This is a genomic window from Coleofasciculus sp. D1-CHI-01 (genome assembly GCF_040218875.1).
Classification (GTDB): Bacteria; Cyanobacteriota; Cyanobacteriia; order Cyanobacteriales; family Coleofasciculaceae; genus Coleofasciculus.
The window spans coordinates 78,057-95,270 of record NZ_JAVJQP010000100.1 but is presented as its reverse complement, the minus strand read 5'-3'; the positions used below and the strand labels follow the sequence as shown (position 1 = coordinate 95,270).

Genomic DNA, 17,214 nt, shown 5'->3' with positions numbered 1-17,214 from the left:
ACTCGTACTTATGGTCATATTAGCGCTAGAGGTGGGGCAATTGCTGGAGATGGCGGTTTTGTCGAAACCAGTAGTGCTGGCTTTTTAGATGTTCCTTTTGCTCCCGATATCACAGCACCTGCTGGGGATGGGGGAACTTGGTTAATTGACCCCTACAATATCACCATTAGTGGGGTGGCTGATAGCAATAGTGGCACTGCGCCTAATTTTACTGCTACGGCGGATAACTCAGTACTCAATATTAATACGCTCTTAGCTGGCTTAACTGGGGGTAATGTCACTGTAGACACAGGAGCCGCAGGCACCCAAGAGGGAAATATCACTCTAGCTACAGATTTAGATTTTAACGGCACGGGGCAGAGAGCCTTAATCTTGAATGCGGCAAACGATATCATCATCGATGGGAAGATATTTGATAGCACCCCCGATGCGGCTAATACACCAGGGGATGGATTGGCTTTAGATTTTCAGGCAGGGGGCGCTGTTCAACTCAATCAAAGTATTTCAACTAGCAAGCAAAACCTCTTTATTACCGCCAATGGTGCGATTACTCAAACGGCTGGAACATTAGATATTGGTGGTAGAACTCGGTTAGCCGCAGGTGCAGCGAATAACATCGCCCTCAACAATAACGGCAATAACTTCAATGAGGTTTTAGTCACCAGTGCTAACAATGTCTCACTCAGAGATGATATCAATGATGTTAATAACATTGCAATACAGCTAGGAAGTTCCGATAAATCAGCACCTTTTGACCAACCTTTTAACATTTCGGGTACTCTTAACATCACGGCTAATGGTACTATCACCGACTTGGAGAACCTCACGGTTGGGGGTGTCACCACCTTAAATGCTACTGGGAATGATATTACTCTAGATAATGCCAACAACTTCAGTACAGTAGCTGCCAATGGCGCAAATGTTCAATTAAACGACAGCAATGGGATTGTTTTAGATGCTTCTACGATTACTGGAACATTCGCTGTGACTGCCGGGGGTGCAATTATGGATAGTGGCAACCTAAATGTTACGGGTGGCACGACGACATTAAATGCTAATGGCAATGACATTACCCTAGATGATGCCAATAACTTCAGTACAGTAGTCGTAAACAGTGGCGCAAATGTTACCTTAAACGACAGCAATGGGATTAATTTAGGCGCTTCCACAATTACGGGTAATTTAGGTGTGACTGCCACCAATGTGAATATTAATGGTACAGTTTCAGCGGCAAATGCCACCTTCCAACCAAGTAGCGCTACCTCAACGATTGGTATAGGTGATAGTGCGGCAGGTGCTTTTAACCTGAATGGGACAGATTTAAGCAATTTACAATCCAATGGCACAGTCACAATTGGCAATAGTACCGTTACAGGAAACGTTACGATTAACGATGTTGACCTGAGTGGTGAAACGTTTAACCTGACAGTACAAGGTGGCAATCCCACATTCACTAATACTATAAACCTACCGAATAACCTGAATGTTACCGCGACAACAGGAAACATTACCCAAAACATCGGTACGGTAACAGTAAATGGTCAAGCTACACTGGCAACAGGAACGAGCAATGATATCACATTTGCCAATACTACCAATAACTTCAACACAGTAGCCGTAAGCAGTGGCAGAAACGTCACCTTAAACGACAGCAATGAGATTGATTTAGGTGCTGCCACGATTACTGGCACATTAGATGTTACTGCCGGGGGTAATATTACCGATAGTGGCAACCTGAGTGTTACAGGTGAGACGACATTAAATGCCAATGGCAATGATATTACTTTAAATAATGCCAATAACTTCACTACAGTAGTCGCCAATGGCGCAAATGTTACCTTAAACGACAATAATGGGATTGATTTAGGCGCTTCTAATATTACTGGCACATTTGGTGTGACGGCTGGGGGTAATATTACCGATAGTGACAACCTGAGTGTTACAGGTGACACGACATTAAATGCTAACGGCAACGATATCACCTTAAATAATGCCAATAACTTCAACACAGTCGCCGTTAGCAGTGCCAGAAACGTTACCCTCAACGACACCAATACTATCCAACTGTCATCTTTAACAATTAACGGTAGCTTAGAAGTCAATTCAAGTAACACGAACATTATCGGCAATATCACCACAGGAAATAACATTACCTTTAATAGTCCAGTCACTCTAGATAACGATGTGACCTTAGATGCTGGACTAACCACTCTGTCTTTTGCCTCCGGCTTAAATGCCAATAGTTACTCATTAACCCTAAAAGCTGGTGAAATTAATAATTTAGGTGCAATCACAAACGGAAATAGCCTAATCCTAAAACCTGCCACATCTAACCAAGCCATCACCATTGGTGCAACCAATAACAACACCACCGCTTTAGACTTGACAACGAGTGAATTAAATGAATTTCAATCTAACTTTAATACCCTAACCATCGGACAGGGAAATACAAACCCGATTACCATCAACCCAATTGAATTTAATAAACCAGTCACCATTCAGGGGGCAACCATTGATGTTAACGGAACCATCACCGGGTCAGGAAACGCCTCCATTACCCTCAATAGTGCAACCACAAACCTGAACGCTAATATCGCCACCGCTAACCAGAACATTACGATTACGGGTAACACTAATCTGGGAAATCCCGTCCTCCTTAATACCAACAGTGGTGCAGGTAATATCAATCTTAATGGCGCAATTAATGGAACTCAGACACTCACTCTTGATGCAGGAACAGGTAATATTAACGCTACAGGAAACATCGGTGACATCACTCCCTTAAATAACCTGACGATTAATCGTGCCAACACTGTTACCACCCAAAATATTACAGCCACCACCGTTACCGTTACCGCCAATCAAACCATTAATACAGCCAACATCAATACTAATTCAACCCTCAATCCCGGTGGAGACATTACCCTAACCAGCAATAATGGAGTAATTACCACCAACAACCTGACAAGTTCCGGAACCAGTGGCGGTGATATTTTTATCCAAGCCTTGAACTCGATGACTCTGGGTGAAATTAATAGTAGCGGTAGTTCTGGCGATGGCGGTGATGTCACCCTTGACCCCATTGGCGATATTGAAGTTAGCTTTATTAACGCTGAAGGAGGTAACAATGGCAAAGGCGGTAACATTGATATCACCGCAGGTCAATTTTTCCGCGCCACCGATACCTTTACCGACGCTAACGGTGAAGAAGCCAGTATTTCTAGCGCTGGTGGGGATGATAATGGTAGTATTACGATTCGCCATGGAGGTAACGGCGAGACTCCCTTTATTATTGGTGATGCCACAACCAATGGTACAGTTGGTGCAATTACCGATGGTGATATTACTATCCTTCCCACACAATCCTTGCTCTTTACCCAGATAGACGGCGACATCGAAATTATTAGTGTTGATGCACCGACAATTCCTGAAGAAGAACCTGTGGATGATGCCCCAATCAATCTCGTTGATATCATCCAACCCACTGAGGATAACGAACTTCCAGAAGAAGATAACAACGTATTACTCGAAGAAGACACCAGCGTTAATCCAGTTGATGTTATCCAACCGACTGAAGTTAGCGAACTTCCGGAAGAAGATAATAATCAATTAGCCGAAGACGAAGACACCAGCGAACCCTCCGAATCAGCATCCGTTCCCACCACAACCAACACCACCACAACCCCAGCCGCTGAAACGGAAGTGGCTCAACAAGAAGGCAACTTCACCAATGCGTATGAAAGTCATCTCGGAGTTAGAAATACCCGCACCGTTACGCCTCAAGAAACCAAAGCCCAGCTTACTCAAATTGAACAAATTACTGGCATAAAACCCGCCCTGATTTACGCTTTCTTTAAACCCCAAACCCCCACTCCCGAAAAACCCAAACCCAAAAACCAAAACGAAATCCTTTGGCAGTTTAATGCTTCCACCCCTCAACACCAACAACTTTCAACTAACCCTAATCCCCAACCCACTGACCAACTGGAACTCGTCCTGGTTACCGCTTCTGGAGACATCATTCGCCGTCCCGTTCCCGGTGCAACACGAGAAAAAGTCCTGCAACAAGTGCAACAACTACGTCGCGCTGTCACCAATGTTCGCATTCCTCGCCCCTATAAACCGTCGGCGCAACAACTTTATGATTGGTTAATTTCCCCCATTGAAGAAGAATTACAAGCCCAAGAAATTAATAATCTTAGCTTCGTCATGGATAGTGGCTTGCGTTCTCTTCCCATCGCTACCCTCTATGATGGAAATCAATTTATTATTGAGAACTACAGCGTCGGATTAATGCCCAGTTTTAGCCTCACTGATACTCGGTATGTAGATATCCGCAACGCTGATATCTTAGCCATGGGCGCTTCTCGATTTGAGGAACAAGACCCTTTACCGGCTGTCCCCCAAGAATTATCCTTGATTACCAATCAGTTGTGGTCAGGGGAATCCTTTCTTAACCAAAAGTTTACCCTAGAAAATCTCAAACAAGCCCGCGCTAATCAACCCTTTGGCATTCTCCATCTCGCCACCCATGGAGAGTTTAAAGCTGGAAAACCGAGTAACTCCTATATTCAGTTTTGGGATACCCGATTAACCCTAGATAAATTGCGAGAGTTACAATTAGATAATCCCCCAGTTGAACTGATGGTGTTAAGTGCTTGTCGTTCAGCCCTAGGGGATGAACAAGCTGAATTAGGCTTTACCGGATTAGCGGTACAAGCTGGGGTAAAATCGGCATTGGGGAGTCTCTGGTATGTCAGTGATAGCGGGACATTAGGACTGATGACCACATTTTATCAACAGTTAAAACAAGCCCCGATTAAAGCTGAAGCTTTACGACAGGCACAATTGGCAATGATGCGGGGGGAAGTAAAATTAGACGGTGATGAATTAGTCACGCCATCGGCTAGGATTTCTTTACCTGAGGAATTACTCAACCAGGGAACTATTGATCTGACTCATCCCTATTATTGGAGTGCGTTTACTTTAGTCGGGAATCCGTGGTAGTTAAGAGGAAACAACCAATAACAAACAAATAACAAATGACTAATGACCAATGACCAATGACGAATAACAAATAACTAAAACTGCCCATTCCCCTGAACCACCTGTTTGAGTGTGGTTAACGTCTCCAAAGTAATCATCCCGCGACGATACCCTTTTTGATTAGACATCCCCAGAAATACCGAGTCCCCACGTTGGGGATTGCGGGAAAATCGTGGTGAGGAATTGAGATAAACCGAAGCACTATCAACTTTGAGAGAAAATTGGCGACTTTCCAGATAAGACTCAGTAACTAAGCAGTCAGCATGGCGACTACTGTATTGATTAATCCACTCGATCGCGTCTTCGGTGTTATCGACTAATTTGAAGGCGACGACTTTACCTAAATACGGTTGACTCCATTCTGATTCAGACGCTAGAGTCAATTGATCGGGAAACTTTGCCACCAACTCAGCATCAGCTTTGAGTTTAAAACCTTTGTCACTTAAACTCTTACAGAGATTCATTAACGAGGATGGCTTTTGATTGCGATGGATCAAGACTTTTTCAATCGCATTCACTGGATCAGGGATACTGGCGTGGCTGTCTAAAATAATCGATCGCACCCCATCCCAAGTCCCTGATTCAGACCAGTAGAGATAGCAGTTCCCCATTGCTGATCTTAAAACGGGTACCGTTGCTTGTTGCAAAACTTGCTGCACTAGCGTCGGGCGTCCATAAGGAATCACCAAGTTTAAATAGTCATCTCGTGTGACTAAATCTCGCATAGAAGCCCCCTGTTCAGACGGGAACAATTCCAAACAACCTGAGGGTAAACCCGCCTCGTCCAAGGCGTTCTGTAACGCTTGGGCAATCACTTGATTCGATTGACTGGCTTCGCTAGTCCCTTTTAATATCAGACTATTCCCCGTTTTAATGCAAAAACCCGCCGCGATCGCACCTAACTCAGGGAACGCCTCATAAATTAAGGCAATCACGCCCAACGGCATCATTTGACAATAGGTTTGAGAATGGTCAAGTTGATAAGACGCATTCATCACCCGACGAATCGGATCAGATAATTCCCCAATCCGCTGCAAAATCCCAATCGCAATCTGGAGTCGTTCTGGCGTCAGCTTCAGCCAATCTAATACCAAATCAGGAACTGCCATTTCTCGACTGGCTTCCAAGTCCATGGTATTGGCATCCAAAATATCATCAAACGCATTTTGCAGGGCTTTTACCATGGCTTGAACGCCACGCGATCGCTCAACTCCTTTTGTCGTTGCCAACACCACAGATGCCCGATGTGATCTGGCAATCACACGGTTGGACTGAGGCGTAGGATCAGAGGCTTCCATATCCATCATTTACGAACGCCGATAAGCTAACCAAACCATAAGCGCTGGCAACACCGCTAAAATCACTGCCAGTAATGCCCAGAGAATTATAGACGGACCGGTTGGAGATTGCAGCGCTAGGGGTAACCAGACAATCAGCAAAACCAGCACGATTAAGAGGGCTACAGGTAGATAGCTTTCGCCAAGATTCCCTTGGGTACTCGCCCAGCGATGACCTGTCCAACGCCACGTTTTTTTGTAGGGATAAGTCGTCGATAATTGCTCGATTATAAGCCCATTTTCTTCAAGAACGAAAATCTGCTGACAGCGATTACAGCCAAATGCTTCTGTCAGGGTAATCGGCACTAAACACCCCCGCCGCCGACAAGGGCAGGGATATTCCTTACTTAAATCTATCTTTTGAGCTTTCTGAGGTGGCACAAGCGCTATTCAAAACCAAGATTACGTTGATGATTGAATGTTCCTGATGACATAATCAGGCTGCATCGTGATTCACTATAACTTAAACTTATCCCCATCAATTCTCCACTAGAGGCTTTCTGGGAGACGCTCATGCTCTCATATTAGCGCTTTCTTTCCCCTTGACCAATTTTGGGTAACCAGCCCTGCATAGACAAACTGTATATAAGAAAAAGCGAGGTCATTACAACTTCGCTTTTAAACTAAGCGGGTAACGCGATTCGAACGCGCGACATTCACCTTGGCAAGGTGACGCTCTACCACTGAGCTATACCCGCATTTATTTTGCTTTATACAGTGTCTCAGAATAATCGAGCTTTGTCAAGTGATTTATTGAGTTGCCATGACTCTCCTGTTCCAGGACATGACCTGCAACAGGGAGAGGTAGAGTCTGAGTAGATCATGAATTCCCAGACTCATTGTATTCTGAAGCTGACTCTGAAGGAAGAGACCGCCCTGATGAAACAGGCAAAGACTGAGGAGTTCCTGCCGGATCATAAGCATTATAAGAGGTTGAGCCATTTTGCCCCTTGAACTGCTGCATTAAACTCGCCATTTCTAAGGCACTCATGGCATATTCCCAACCCTTATTACTCTTGATTCCTGCCCGTTCTAAGGCTTGCTGCATCGTATCAGCCGTTAGAACCCCAAAGACGACAGGGATTCCAGTTTGAAAGCTAGCGGCGGCAATGCCCTTGGAGACTTCAGCCGCCACATAATCAAAATGGGGGGTTTGACCGCGAATGACAGCGCCCAAGCAAATCACCGCATCATAGCGGTGGCTAAGGGCAGCTTGACGAGCCATGAGAGGGACTTCAAAACTACCTGGCACCCAAATATAATCAACTTGGGAGCCATGAGGATTGGGATCAACACCGTGGCGTTTCAGGCAATCTTGACACCCGGCTAATAGCTTCTCTGTCACAAGATCATTAAATCGACCGATGATAATTGCCAAGCGCAGGGAGCTGGCTGATGTGAAATTTCCCTCAAAAACTGCCATGGCTATCTTTGCCTTCTTGCGTCATGAGCATCTGTCTGTTGGTGGAGAAGCCCCGTCTGAATTTAATCCTTCAGGCGGGGAGAAGGTCAGGCTACCACAAAATAGTTCAGGATGCCAACCACAATAACCAGAGCCAGCCAAAGCCCTGAACCTAGCCAAATCAAGTTTTTTGATTGCTCCCAGTTTTGGGGGGTAGCATAGGCGACAGGGACACCCACCACCATGACGAATGACAAAATAACCAAAGCTGCCAGTGATATTTGAAATAAGATAGACATTTCCTGTTGTGCCTTTCAAGACGTTAAATCCTTCTGATTAGTAAGCTACCAAAAATTGACCCGCTTTTTTGAAAAAACTGAAAATCAACAACAAGGCAGATGGGGAAGATGAGGGAGCAGGGGGAGCAGGGGGAGCAGGGGAAGCAGGGGAAGCAGGGGGAGCAGGGGAAGCAGGGGGAGCAGGGGGAGCAGGGGGAGCAGGGGAAGCAGGGGGAGCAGGGGAAGCAGGGGGAGCAGGGGAAGCAGGGGGAGCAGGGGAAGCAGGGGGAGCAGGGGGAGCAGGGGGAGCAGGGGAAGCAGGGGGAGCAGGGGGAGCAGGGGGAGCAGGGGAAGCAGGGGGAGCAGGGGGAGCAGGGGGAGCAGGGGGAGCAGGGGAAGCAGGGGGAGCAGGGGGAGCAGAGAGATCAAACAAATGACGAATGACAAATGACAAACCATGGACTTAATCTTGTGTCACATGATTAGCGACTTTGATGCCCTAGGAGCGGCTGTTGGGCTGACGCGCCTGAAAACAGGAGCGAAACTTGTCCTAACCGGGGGCGCTCACCCGGCGGTTCGGGATTTTTTGGCACTGCATCGGGATGAGTATGCTTTGATTGAACGACGTTCGGTTAAAGTAGACCAAATTCATTCCCTTGTCGTGGTGGATACCCAAAAGCGCGATCGCTTAGGTAAAGCCGCTCAATGGTTCGACTTGCCTCATCTTAGTGCCATTGAACTTTACGATCATCACAGCGACACTCATTGTGATATTCCTGCCACATTCCGACAGGTTGAACCCGTTGGTGCCACCACAACGCTCATCGTTGAGCAATTACAACAAACCTCAATCCAATTAACTACAGCCGAAGCCACAGTGATGGCACTCGGTATCCATGTGGATACAGGTTCCTTAACCTTTGACCAAACTACCCCACGGGATGCCATGGCTCTGGCTTGGTTAATGACACAAGGGGCAAATATCCGCCAGATTGCTGACTATGTTGATCCAGGACTTTCGCCCCAGTTGCAACAACTGCTCACCACCGCCCTAGACCAGTTACAATCTCAAAATCACCAAGGTTATACCCTTTCTTTGGTATTCCTAAAAACCCCAGACTATGTACCAGGACTATCAAGTTTAGCCTCGCGATTAGTTGACCTGACCGAAAGCGACGCCCTATTGTTGGCGGCGGAGTATGGGGGAGCTGGGGGAGATGGGGGAGATGGGGGAGCTGGGGGAGCTGGGGAAGCAGAGGGAGCTGGGGGAGCTGGGGGAGATGAGGGAGCTTGTAGAGACGTTCCGGTGAAACCTCTAGAAGATGGGAGTGAATCCAACTATCAACACTCAAAATCATCTCGCCTGACGATTATCGGGCGATCGCGAATTCCTGGCACGAATTTAAATGCGCTCTTACAACCCCTAGGTGGAGGGGGGCATTCTCAAGCCGCCGCTGTCACCCTACGCCATGAAAATCCCCCAGAGGTTTTGCCCCAACTCGTTGATCAATTCAAGGAACAAATTCCCCAACCCCTAAGCGCCCTAGAGTTAATGTCTTCCCCGGTGCGAACTATTCGCCCCGATACAACCGTTGGCGAAGCGCAGCGGATTTTGCTGCGTTATGGCCATTCTGGACTGTCTGTTGTTGATCAAAATGACCAGTTAATTGGGATTATTTCACGGCGAGATATTGATTTAGCACTGCATCACGGTTTAGGTCATGCCCCAGTTAAAGGGTATATGACCCGAAACCTGAAAACCATTACCCCCCAAACCTCACTACCCGAAATTGAGTCGCTGATGGTGACTTATGATATTGGACGCTTACCCGTGTTAGAGAATGGGCAGTTAGTCGGGATTGTCACTCGTACCGATGTCCTGCGACAATTGCGCCAAGAGCAAGAGCGTTGGGGAGAGACTTGCCCCATCCAGATGACCTATCCCTCATCCCGCCTGTTAAATATGCGGGAACGCCTTGCTCCTACCCTGTGGCAATTGCTCACTCAAGCCGCCCAGGAAGCCCAGGAACGGGGTTGGCATCTCTATGTGGTGGGGGGAGCCGTTCGGGATATTTTGCTGGCGGATGAGAGCCAACCGCTGCTCTTAGAAGATGTGGATTTGGTGGTTGATGGGTTTCATCGGGCGGCTGATGTGGGTGCAGGTGTAACTTTGGCGAAAGCCTTGCGAGAACGGTATCCGAATGCTCGCTTAGATGTGCATGGGGCGTTTCAAACGGCAGCATTACTGTGGCATAATGACCCGGTGCTGGATTCTTTGTGGATTGATATTGCCACTGCCCGAACTGAGTTTTATCCTTATCCGGCGGCGAATCCAGAAGTGGAAGCCAGTTCTATTCGCCAGGATCTCTATCGGCGAGATTTTACGATTAACGCCATGGCAGCCCGACTGACCGGAAGGCGAGGTGAAGCGTTGCCCCTACTGGATTTTTTTGGCGGGATGTTGGATTTGCGATCGCGTCAAATTCGCGTCTTGCACGCTAATAGTTTTATCGAAGATCCTACCCGGATTTATCGAGCGGTGCGGTTTGCGGTGCGCTTAGGCTTTGAACTGGAACCCCAGACTAAAGACTATATCCAGTATGCACTAGAGAGTGGTGTTTATGAGCGATCGCTAGGAGCAAATACGCGAGCGCCTGCTCTAGAAACCCGCTTGAAAGCCGAATTAAAGTACATCCTAGAAGCCCCTTATTGGCAACGGGCATTCCAACTCATCGGCTCACTCGGAGCATTGCGCTGTCTTCATCCCAGCTTAAAGCTTGACTCATTGTTATGGTGGCGGGTTCGTCTAATTGACCGTTGGTTACGACGCTTTGACCCTGACCAAACCCTAAAACATTGGCAGATGCGTCTAGAGGTGTTAATTGCCTATCTAGACCCTCAAGAACGCGGCAAGGTGGCAAAAAAGTTACAACTGCCTAATGATAGTATTGAGCGACTTCAGCATCTCGGACAAGCCCAAACCGAAGTGGTGGAGTCTCTACCCCAATGTCAGCATCCCAGTGAAGTCGTATTGCTGCTACGTCAGTATAAATTACCTACCTTGGTTTTGATTGCCGTACACAGTTCTAGAGCAATTCGGCGCAAGTTGTGGCACTATTTCACAAACTTGGCAACCGTGCAAGCTCCTCTTAATGGCAATGATCTCAAAGGTTTGGAGTATAAGCCAGGACCACACTATAAAGAGATATTAGATGCCCTGTTAGCCGCAACTTTGGATAGCGTGATTAAGAATAAAGCAGATGCCAAAGCATTTTTAGATCAGCATTATCCTTGCTCTAATTGACAATCACCCGCGTCGAAGCACGGGTGATTCTTCGTTCATCCAGTCACCTTAAAGTATTGACTCTCATCAATACAAAAGAGGGCGAGTTGTCCCGAAGAGTTTTTAACAGCAACCGTCGCTACACCAAAAACCTGACCAAAATTTGGATATACTCCATCTAGGCTATAGCATTATTTGTGCTTGTGGGGAGTGAATTTTTATGAACTTGAAGGCAGGACGGGCTTTAAACAAAGGGAAATATGTTCTCAGTACCCAACTGGGTGCGGGTGTTTTCAGTCTCACCTATAAAGCAACCGATACAGAGTTAGGTCAATCGGTTGTGATCAAAACCCTAGGTGCAGCGCTGCGCCAGCATCCAAATGTTAATCAATTCAAGCAGCAATTTTTAGACATTGCCAAACGCTTGAACTACTGCCAGCATCCTCATCTAGTTCGCGTCCTCGACTATTTTGAGGACAAGGGATATCCCTATCTGGTTATGGAGTATATCCCCGGACAGACATTGGCAGACGTTCTGCAAGCGGGTTCCTTGCCAGAGGCTGAGGCGATCAACTATATCCGTCAAATCAGTGATGCGGTAAAGGTTCTACACCAAGTCGAGTTACTACACCGAGATATCCAACCTAAAAACATTATTCGGCGTCAGGATAGCGATCGCGTTGTGTTATGTGAAGTTGGGATGCTCTATGAGTTCACCCCAGGCATCAAACAAACCTACGCCAGCTTCCTCTCTGCTGGCTATGCTCCTCCAGAAGACAACACCTTGGCAAACACAGCGACGCGGCAAACTGATATCTATGCCTTAACCGCCACATTCTACTGCTTACTCACCGGATATCCTCCCTTACCCGCACCTGTGCGACAGAGGTTATCAGCCCAGGGAGACAATTGTCTATTTTCCTCACTCTCGCCAGCCCCGTCTAAATTGAGTCCCACCATTCAACAAGCATTACAGTACGGTTTAGAACTCATCCCCAAAAACCGTCCCCAAACGATAGACACTTGGCTAAAGCAGCTTCCCCTTCAGGAGTCTGTTACTATCCTTGAACCGATAACCACTCAGCCAGTGGAAAACCAGCCAAAGTCAAAAGTAGGTTCCCTACCTGGCAAGTCCAAGGTTAACCCTGTGCCATCAAGGGGAGCAAAGAGTCAACACTCAACCTTGAGTCAGGGCGGGTTTTGTACAAACGTTACCATCAATAGCGAAACAAAATTTCCTAAACCCGCCCCTACAAACCCGTTTCCCGATGAGCCTAGCGTTGGGTCAAAGACGCGCCATGGCACGTCTCTACATTCAAACCTCAAACCTCCCCAAACCAAAGCCTCAATACCGTTACAAGCCTTGTTCATGACAGGAGCGATCGCGGCGTCAGCCGGGATTGGATTCGGTTGTGCTGTACGACTCAATCAACCAAGTGAACCTGGAGCAACGATTTTGCATACCCAACAAACCTTTCCTCCCCGTAGCGATTGGCCCGTTTCCGAACCTCCAAAATTTGTCAGAGAAAAGGGCACAGAGAACAGGGAACAGGGAATGTTTTGACCCTTGGCTGCGCTAGTTGGGAACCTGGTTTGTCGGGGCGGGTTTCAAGCACGTTATAATTCGTTACAGATACCCACAATATTTTCCCAATGAGCAATCCAGTCATTCATGCCTTTTTTGTAGGACGATCGCTAGCTCAAACTCTGGGCGATCGCGTAGAAGACTCCTTAACGAATGCTCTGAGCGAACTTGGCAAATTTGATGCTGAACAGCGAGAGCATTTGCAACAGTTTACTGAGCAAGTCATGGAAAGGGCGCAACAGGAAATGGAAATCGCCATGGGCGATCGCTCTTCTAGTACTACTGTTTCGACTGGTTCTCAATCCGTTGACCTACAAGCTACTATTGACGAGTTACGAGCTGAAATTGCTCGCTTGCGGACTGAGCTACAACTCTATCGCAATGAATCAGTGACTTGATTTGAGTGATCCTGGAGGTATTTCCAGGTTGAGGTAACAGCAAGCGTGCATGACGGCAAATTCCTTGAAGCCTTGGAGCCATCTGCCTTGGAGCCATCTGCCTTGTCTCTACCAAAAAGGGGGTAGTCACCCCAGATTTGGTATTACAGATACTCGCTTGGGGTGTGCTTAGCTTTCAAAGATTTTGAATTTTTATTAAGATTAAGAGGAGACCATCATTCAGGAATCTAGGTGTCTGCTGTTTCTGATAACTATGTCAACCTCAAACAATATAAGGAACGCCAGGTGTCTAGCCAACGTTCCCTAAGAGGGATAAACCAAGACAAGGCATATCGTTGGAATCGGGAAAACTATTCCCGACATCGACGATTTGTCGATATTTGGACATTTGTTTTAACCCTCCTCTTCCAGTTGTGGCTCAACGGCAAACCTTGGAGCTATCCAGGGGGTATGACCGATGCAAAACAGGCGGCTCGTCGTAAGACACAGGCAATCTGGATTCGAGATACGTTTTTAGAGTTAGGTCCAACCTTCATCAAGGTGGGACAGCTATTTTCAACTCGGTCTGACTTATTCCCTGGTGAATATGTAGAGGAACTGTCTAAACTACAGGATCGCGTCCCCGCTTTTAACTACGATCAAGCCGAGGCAATTGTCAAGAAAGATTTAGGGAAATCTGTAAGTGAACTCTTTGACAATTTTGATCCGATTCCTCTAGCAGCAGCCAGTTTAGGACAAGTCCACAAAGCTCAACTCCAGAGTGGGGAAGAGGTTGTGGTCAAGGTACAACGACCGGGCTTGCGGAAACTGTTTACGATAGACCTACAAATTCTCAAGGGGATTGCCCGTTACTTCCAAAATCACCCCGATTGGGGTCGAGGTCGAGACTGGATGGGCATTTATGAAGAATGCTGTCGCATTCTTTGGGAAGAGATTGATTATCTTAGTGAAGGGCGCAATGCTGATACCTTCCGCCGTAATTTCCGCACCTACGATTGGGTAAAAGTTCCGCGTGTCTATTGGCGCTATACCTCAAATCGAGTCTTAACCCTAGAGTATGCTCCAGGAATTAAGATTAGTCACTACGAGGCACTAGAAGCCGCTGGATTGGATCGGAAACTGCTGGCTCAACTAGGGGCAAAAGCTTACCTACAGCAGTTGCTCAATGACGGTTTTTTCCATGCCGATCCCCATCCCGGCAATATTGCGGTTAGTCCGGAAGGCTCATTGATCTTCTATGATTTCGGCATGATGGGGCGGATTAAGGCAAATGTCAGGGAAGGGTTAATGCAGACGCTTTTTGGCGTTGCCCAAAAAGATGCCAGTCGAGTTGTTGAGTCTTTGGTCGCATTAGGTGCCTTGTCTCCGGTTGATGATATGGGTCCGGTGCGGCGTTCGATTCAGTATATGCTGGATCACTTTATGGATAAGCCATTTGAGAATCAGTCGGTGAGTGAAATTAGCGACGATCTCTATGAAATAGCTTATGGTCAGCCATTTCGCTTTCCGGCAACCTTCACGTTTGTGATGCGAGCCTTTTCCACCTTGGAAGGAGTGGGCAAGGGCTTAGACCCAGAATTTAACTTTATGGAAGTGGCAAAACCTTTTGCTCTGCAAATCATGACTAACGGTAATAGCCCTGAGGGTAATACATTCTTGAATGAATTGGGACGCCAAGCGGCTCAAGTGAGTAATACGGCGTTGGGATTACCTCGGCGGATTGAGGATACGATTGAAAAATTAGAACGGGGAGATATACGTCTACGGGTTCGTTCTATCGAGTCGGATCGGATCTTGCGCCGCATGAGTAGCATTCAGATAGGAACAAACTATGCGTTACTACTCAGTGCATTCACATTGTCAGCTACGATCTTATTTGTTAATGGTCAAGTCGGGCTGGCATTAGTTGTGGCGTTAGTCGCCGCCGCGATCGCTTTTGCCCTAATTCGTTTACTCCGAAGACTCGACCGATACGATCGCATGTTATAACTCCCATAAGGTTATTGACGCCAGCACAAACTTTATGAAATGTCGCTTTACGGGTCTCACTGACCCGGGCTTAATTCGTACCGTAAACCAGGACTATTACTACATCGATCCGAAGGGACGCTTTTTCATTGTCGCCGACGGCATGGGCGGTCATGCCGGGGGACAGGAAGCCAGCCAACTGGCTACAGAGGTCATTCAGGCACGTTTAGAGCGGCAATGGCTAGAGTCAGTCCCTTCGGAAACGTTACTGGAACAAGCCCTCTACGATGCTAATCAGGCAATCTTAGAGGATCAAAAAAAGCATCCCGAACGGGCAGACATGGGCACGACGGCTGTCGTGGTCATCTTCCGTAAAGGTCAGCCTTGGCTGGCTCATGTGGGTGATTCTCGCCTCTATCGATGGCGACAATTAAAACTCGAACAAATGACGGATGACCATACCTGGGTAGCACGCGCCATGAAAGCTGGGGATCTGACTCCAGAACAGGCGCGAACGCATCCCTGGCGTCATGTGTTGTCCCAATGTCTAGGTCGCAAGGACTTAAAGTCAGTTGATGTCGAGTCCATGGAGATTCTGTCAGGAGATTTCCTGCTCCTTTGTACCGACGGACTGACTGAGGAACTCTCGGACACCGCGATCGCGTCCCATCTCCAATCCAATGGGGATGGCGAAGAGATTGCCGCTAACCTAATTGCCGCCGCTAAAGACAAAGGCGGACGGGACAATATCACCGTGATCCTAGTCAAAATTGACGCGATCTGACCCAGAGAGCTTAAAAAATAGTTAAATTTTCGGGCTTGCACCATTTAACCGTCACGGCGATCCCTTGAGCGCCCTCTTGTTCTAAATCCTCAATGTAACCCGCTTCATAAGACGCGGCTTCTTCTGGAGTATCATAAGGTCCAAAGTAGTAAGTGACCGCAGGTTCTGCGGTGACAATTTCTACCCACCAAGCGAAGGAACTCTCTTGCTCTGTGTCAGGAGTTAGGCTTCGTATGCTGACAATCTTGCCACCTAATTGGGAAATTCGCCGCATCGTTTGGTTCATGCGGCTGTACGGAACTCTGATCAAGACAGAACTACTCCGACGAATGGGGTAGTTGAGGGTGTCGGTAGCTGCACTCTGACGCAAACCAACGACTTCATAAACAAAATAACGATTATCCAACAAGATACTACCTGTTAAGCCAGCAACACTTGAGATTTACCCAAATCCTAAGCCGAACTGCTACTTTCGCCCTTAACCACAGCCGCACCGATTAGATGAGCTAAACGTAAGGCTTCGGGGACTTTACCACAGTCCGTTACACGCTCTAGAACCGATGCGATAACTTGGGGATTCGCACCACAAACCTGAAAAAAGAAAGGGGGATAAGAATGAATGGTTCCAGCGCGTTGCAGGAGGTGGAGACGCTGTTCAGGTTGAGGTAAACGATGAATTGCCTGTTTGACTGCTTCTACATTAGGCATACGCCGCATCAGAGACACACAGGGGAGACTCAGGCGATCGCAAAGCTGGGGCAAGTCTATCAAATTAAAGCCACCAAAACCAATACCATCCAACAGCAAAACATGCAGTTGGGGTAAGAACTTCCGCCCAACTAATAGCTGAACAATCCTATCCGTCGCATCCCAGCCATCTCGTTCCACCTCTCCCCAAACCATCCCCTCAAAGCGCGTTCCCGCACAAACCACTCCCGCAATGGACACTTTGGCGCTGGCATGACGAGAAAACGGTGCGTCGTCAAAGCCAATGACGCGAATGACGCGATTGAGTCGCACAAGATCATCAAGTTCCATAGAGTTCCATGAAGCCAACCAATATCAATTGTACGGGTACTGATATTAGCTGAATGACAAATGACGTAGCTTGCTTCTCGCGAAGCGAGTATGAC

At 47.4% G+C, this 17,214-nt stretch carries 13 protein-coding genes and 1 tRNA gene; 7 read left to right on the top strand and 7 right to left on the bottom strand.

Going from position 1 to position 17,214, the window contains the following annotated elements:
- The coding region (locus RIB93_RS18780) for a CHAT domain-containing protein (protein WP_446374443.1) at positions 1–5,007 on the top strand (5,007 nt) is incomplete at its 5' end.
- Positions 5,008–5,081: 74 nt separating this feature from the next.
- Here RIB93_RS18780 and RIB93_RS18775 read toward each other — a convergent pair.
- The 5 genes from RIB93_RS18775 to psbZ all read right to left on the bottom strand — a co-directional run bounded on the left by RIB93_RS18775 (position 5,082) and on the right by psbZ (position 8,084).
- On the bottom strand, positions 5,082–6,344 hold the full coding sequence (locus tag RIB93_RS18775; RefSeq protein ID WP_446374451.1) for a glutamate-5-semialdehyde dehydrogenase: 1,263 nt from the start codon (positions 6,342–6,344) through the stop codon (positions 5,082–5,084).
- A gap of 9 nt (positions 6,345–6,353) precedes the next feature.
- Positions 6,354–6,764, bottom strand: a complete 411-nt coding sequence (locus RIB93_RS18770) for a hypothetical protein (protein ID WP_006102156.1) — start codon at positions 6,762–6,764, stop codon at positions 6,354–6,356.
- A 245-nt stretch (positions 6,765–7,009) separates the two neighbouring features.
- Positions 7,010–7,081 (bottom strand) — tRNA-Gly (locus tag RIB93_RS18765).
- 122 nt (positions 7,082–7,203) lie between these two features.
- Positions 7,204–7,806, bottom strand: coding sequence for a 6,7-dimethyl-8-ribityllumazine synthase (ribH, locus tag RIB93_RS18760; protein WP_044208144.1), 603 nt, complete (start codon positions 7,804–7,806; stop codon positions 7,204–7,206).
- Positions 7,807–7,892: 86 nt separating this feature from the next.
- Positions 7,893–8,084: a photosystem II reaction center protein PsbZ gene (gene psbZ / locus RIB93_RS18755; RefSeq protein WP_006102213.1), complete on the bottom strand. Its 192-nt coding sequence runs from the start codon at positions 8,082–8,084 to the stop codon at positions 7,893–7,895.
- Positions 8,085–8,152: 68 nt separating this feature from the next.
- On the opposite strand from psbZ, the gene RIB93_RS18750 reads away from it, so the two are divergent.
- The 6 genes from RIB93_RS18750 (at position 8,153) to RIB93_RS18725 (ending at position 16,081) form a co-directional block, all read left to right on the top strand.
- A complete protein-coding gene (locus RIB93_RS18750) occupies positions 8,153–8,500 on the top strand; it encodes a hypothetical protein (protein WP_446374441.1) in 348 nt (115 codons plus the stop codon).
- A gap of 20 nt (positions 8,501–8,520) precedes the next feature.
- Complete coding sequence (locus tag RIB93_RS18745) at positions 8,521–11,367, top strand: CBS domain-containing protein (RefSeq protein ID WP_446374439.1); 2,847 nt, start codon at positions 8,521–8,523, stop codon at positions 11,365–11,367.
- Between the two features lie 199 nt (positions 11,368–11,566).
- On the top strand, positions 11,567–12,910 hold the full coding sequence (locus RIB93_RS18740) for a serine/threonine protein kinase (protein WP_446374437.1): 1,344 nt from the start codon (positions 11,567–11,569) through the stop codon (positions 12,908–12,910).
- A gap of 89 nt (positions 12,911–12,999) precedes the next feature.
- Positions 13,000–13,329: a DUF6825 family protein gene (locus RIB93_RS18735; protein ID WP_446374435.1), complete on the top strand. Its 330-nt coding sequence runs from the start codon at positions 13,000–13,002 to the stop codon at positions 13,327–13,329.
- 285 nt (positions 13,330–13,614) lie between these two features.
- Positions 13,615–15,318 (top strand): ABC1 kinase family protein, encoded by a 1,704-nt coding sequence (locus RIB93_RS18730; RefSeq protein WP_446374449.1) that lies wholly within the window; start codon positions 13,615–13,617, stop codon positions 15,316–15,318.
- Positions 15,319–15,352: 34 nt separating this feature from the next.
- Complete coding sequence (locus tag RIB93_RS18725) at positions 15,353–16,081, top strand: Stp1/IreP family PP2C-type Ser/Thr phosphatase (protein WP_446374433.1); 729 nt, start codon at positions 15,353–15,355, stop codon at positions 16,079–16,081.
- A 10-nt stretch (positions 16,082–16,091) separates the two neighbouring features.
- Here the strand turns inward: RIB93_RS18725 and RIB93_RS18720 are convergent, their stop codons facing one another.
- Positions 16,092–16,490: a DUF1816 domain-containing protein gene (locus tag RIB93_RS18720; protein WP_446374431.1), complete on the bottom strand. Its 399-nt coding sequence runs from the start codon at positions 16,488–16,490 to the stop codon at positions 16,092–16,094.
- A 44-nt stretch (positions 16,491–16,534) separates the two neighbouring features.
- Positions 16,535–17,119, bottom strand: coding sequence for an endonuclease dU (locus tag RIB93_RS18715; protein WP_446374429.1), 585 nt, complete (start codon positions 17,117–17,119; stop codon positions 16,535–16,537).
- Positions 17,120–17,214: the final 95 nt, after the last annotated feature.

What these genes read in the sequence shown, in the direction of transcription:
- RIB93_RS18735 (WP_446374435.1), top strand. Translation starts at nt 13,000, where the DNA reads ATGAGCAATCCAGTCATTCATGCCTTTTTTGTAGGACGATCGCTAGCT.
- psbZ (WP_006102213.1), bottom strand. Translation starts at nt 8,084, where the DNA reads ATGTCTATCTTATTTCAAATATCACTGGCAGCTTTGGTTATTTTGTCA.
- RIB93_RS18715 (WP_446374429.1), bottom strand. Translation starts at nt 17,119, where the DNA reads ATGGAACTTGATGATCTTGTGCGACTCAATCGCGTCATTCGCGTCATT.
- RIB93_RS18745 (WP_446374439.1), top strand. Translation starts at nt 8,521, where the DNA reads ATGGACTTAATCTTGTGTCACATGATTAGCGACTTTGATGCCCTAGGA.
- RIB93_RS18740 (WP_446374437.1), top strand. Translation starts at nt 11,567, where the DNA reads ATGAACTTGAAGGCAGGACGGGCTTTAAACAAAGGGAAATATGTTCTC.
- RIB93_RS18775 (WP_446374451.1), bottom strand. Translation starts at nt 6,344, where the DNA reads ATGGAAGCCTCTGATCCTACGCCTCAGTCCAACCGTGTGATTGCCAGA.
- ribH (WP_044208144.1), bottom strand. Translation starts at nt 7,806, where the DNA reads ATGGCAGTTTTTGAGGGAAATTTCACATCAGCCAGCTCCCTGCGCTTG.
- RIB93_RS18725 (WP_446374433.1), top strand. Translation starts at nt 15,353, where the DNA reads ATGAAATGTCGCTTTACGGGTCTCACTGACCCGGGCTTAATTCGTACC.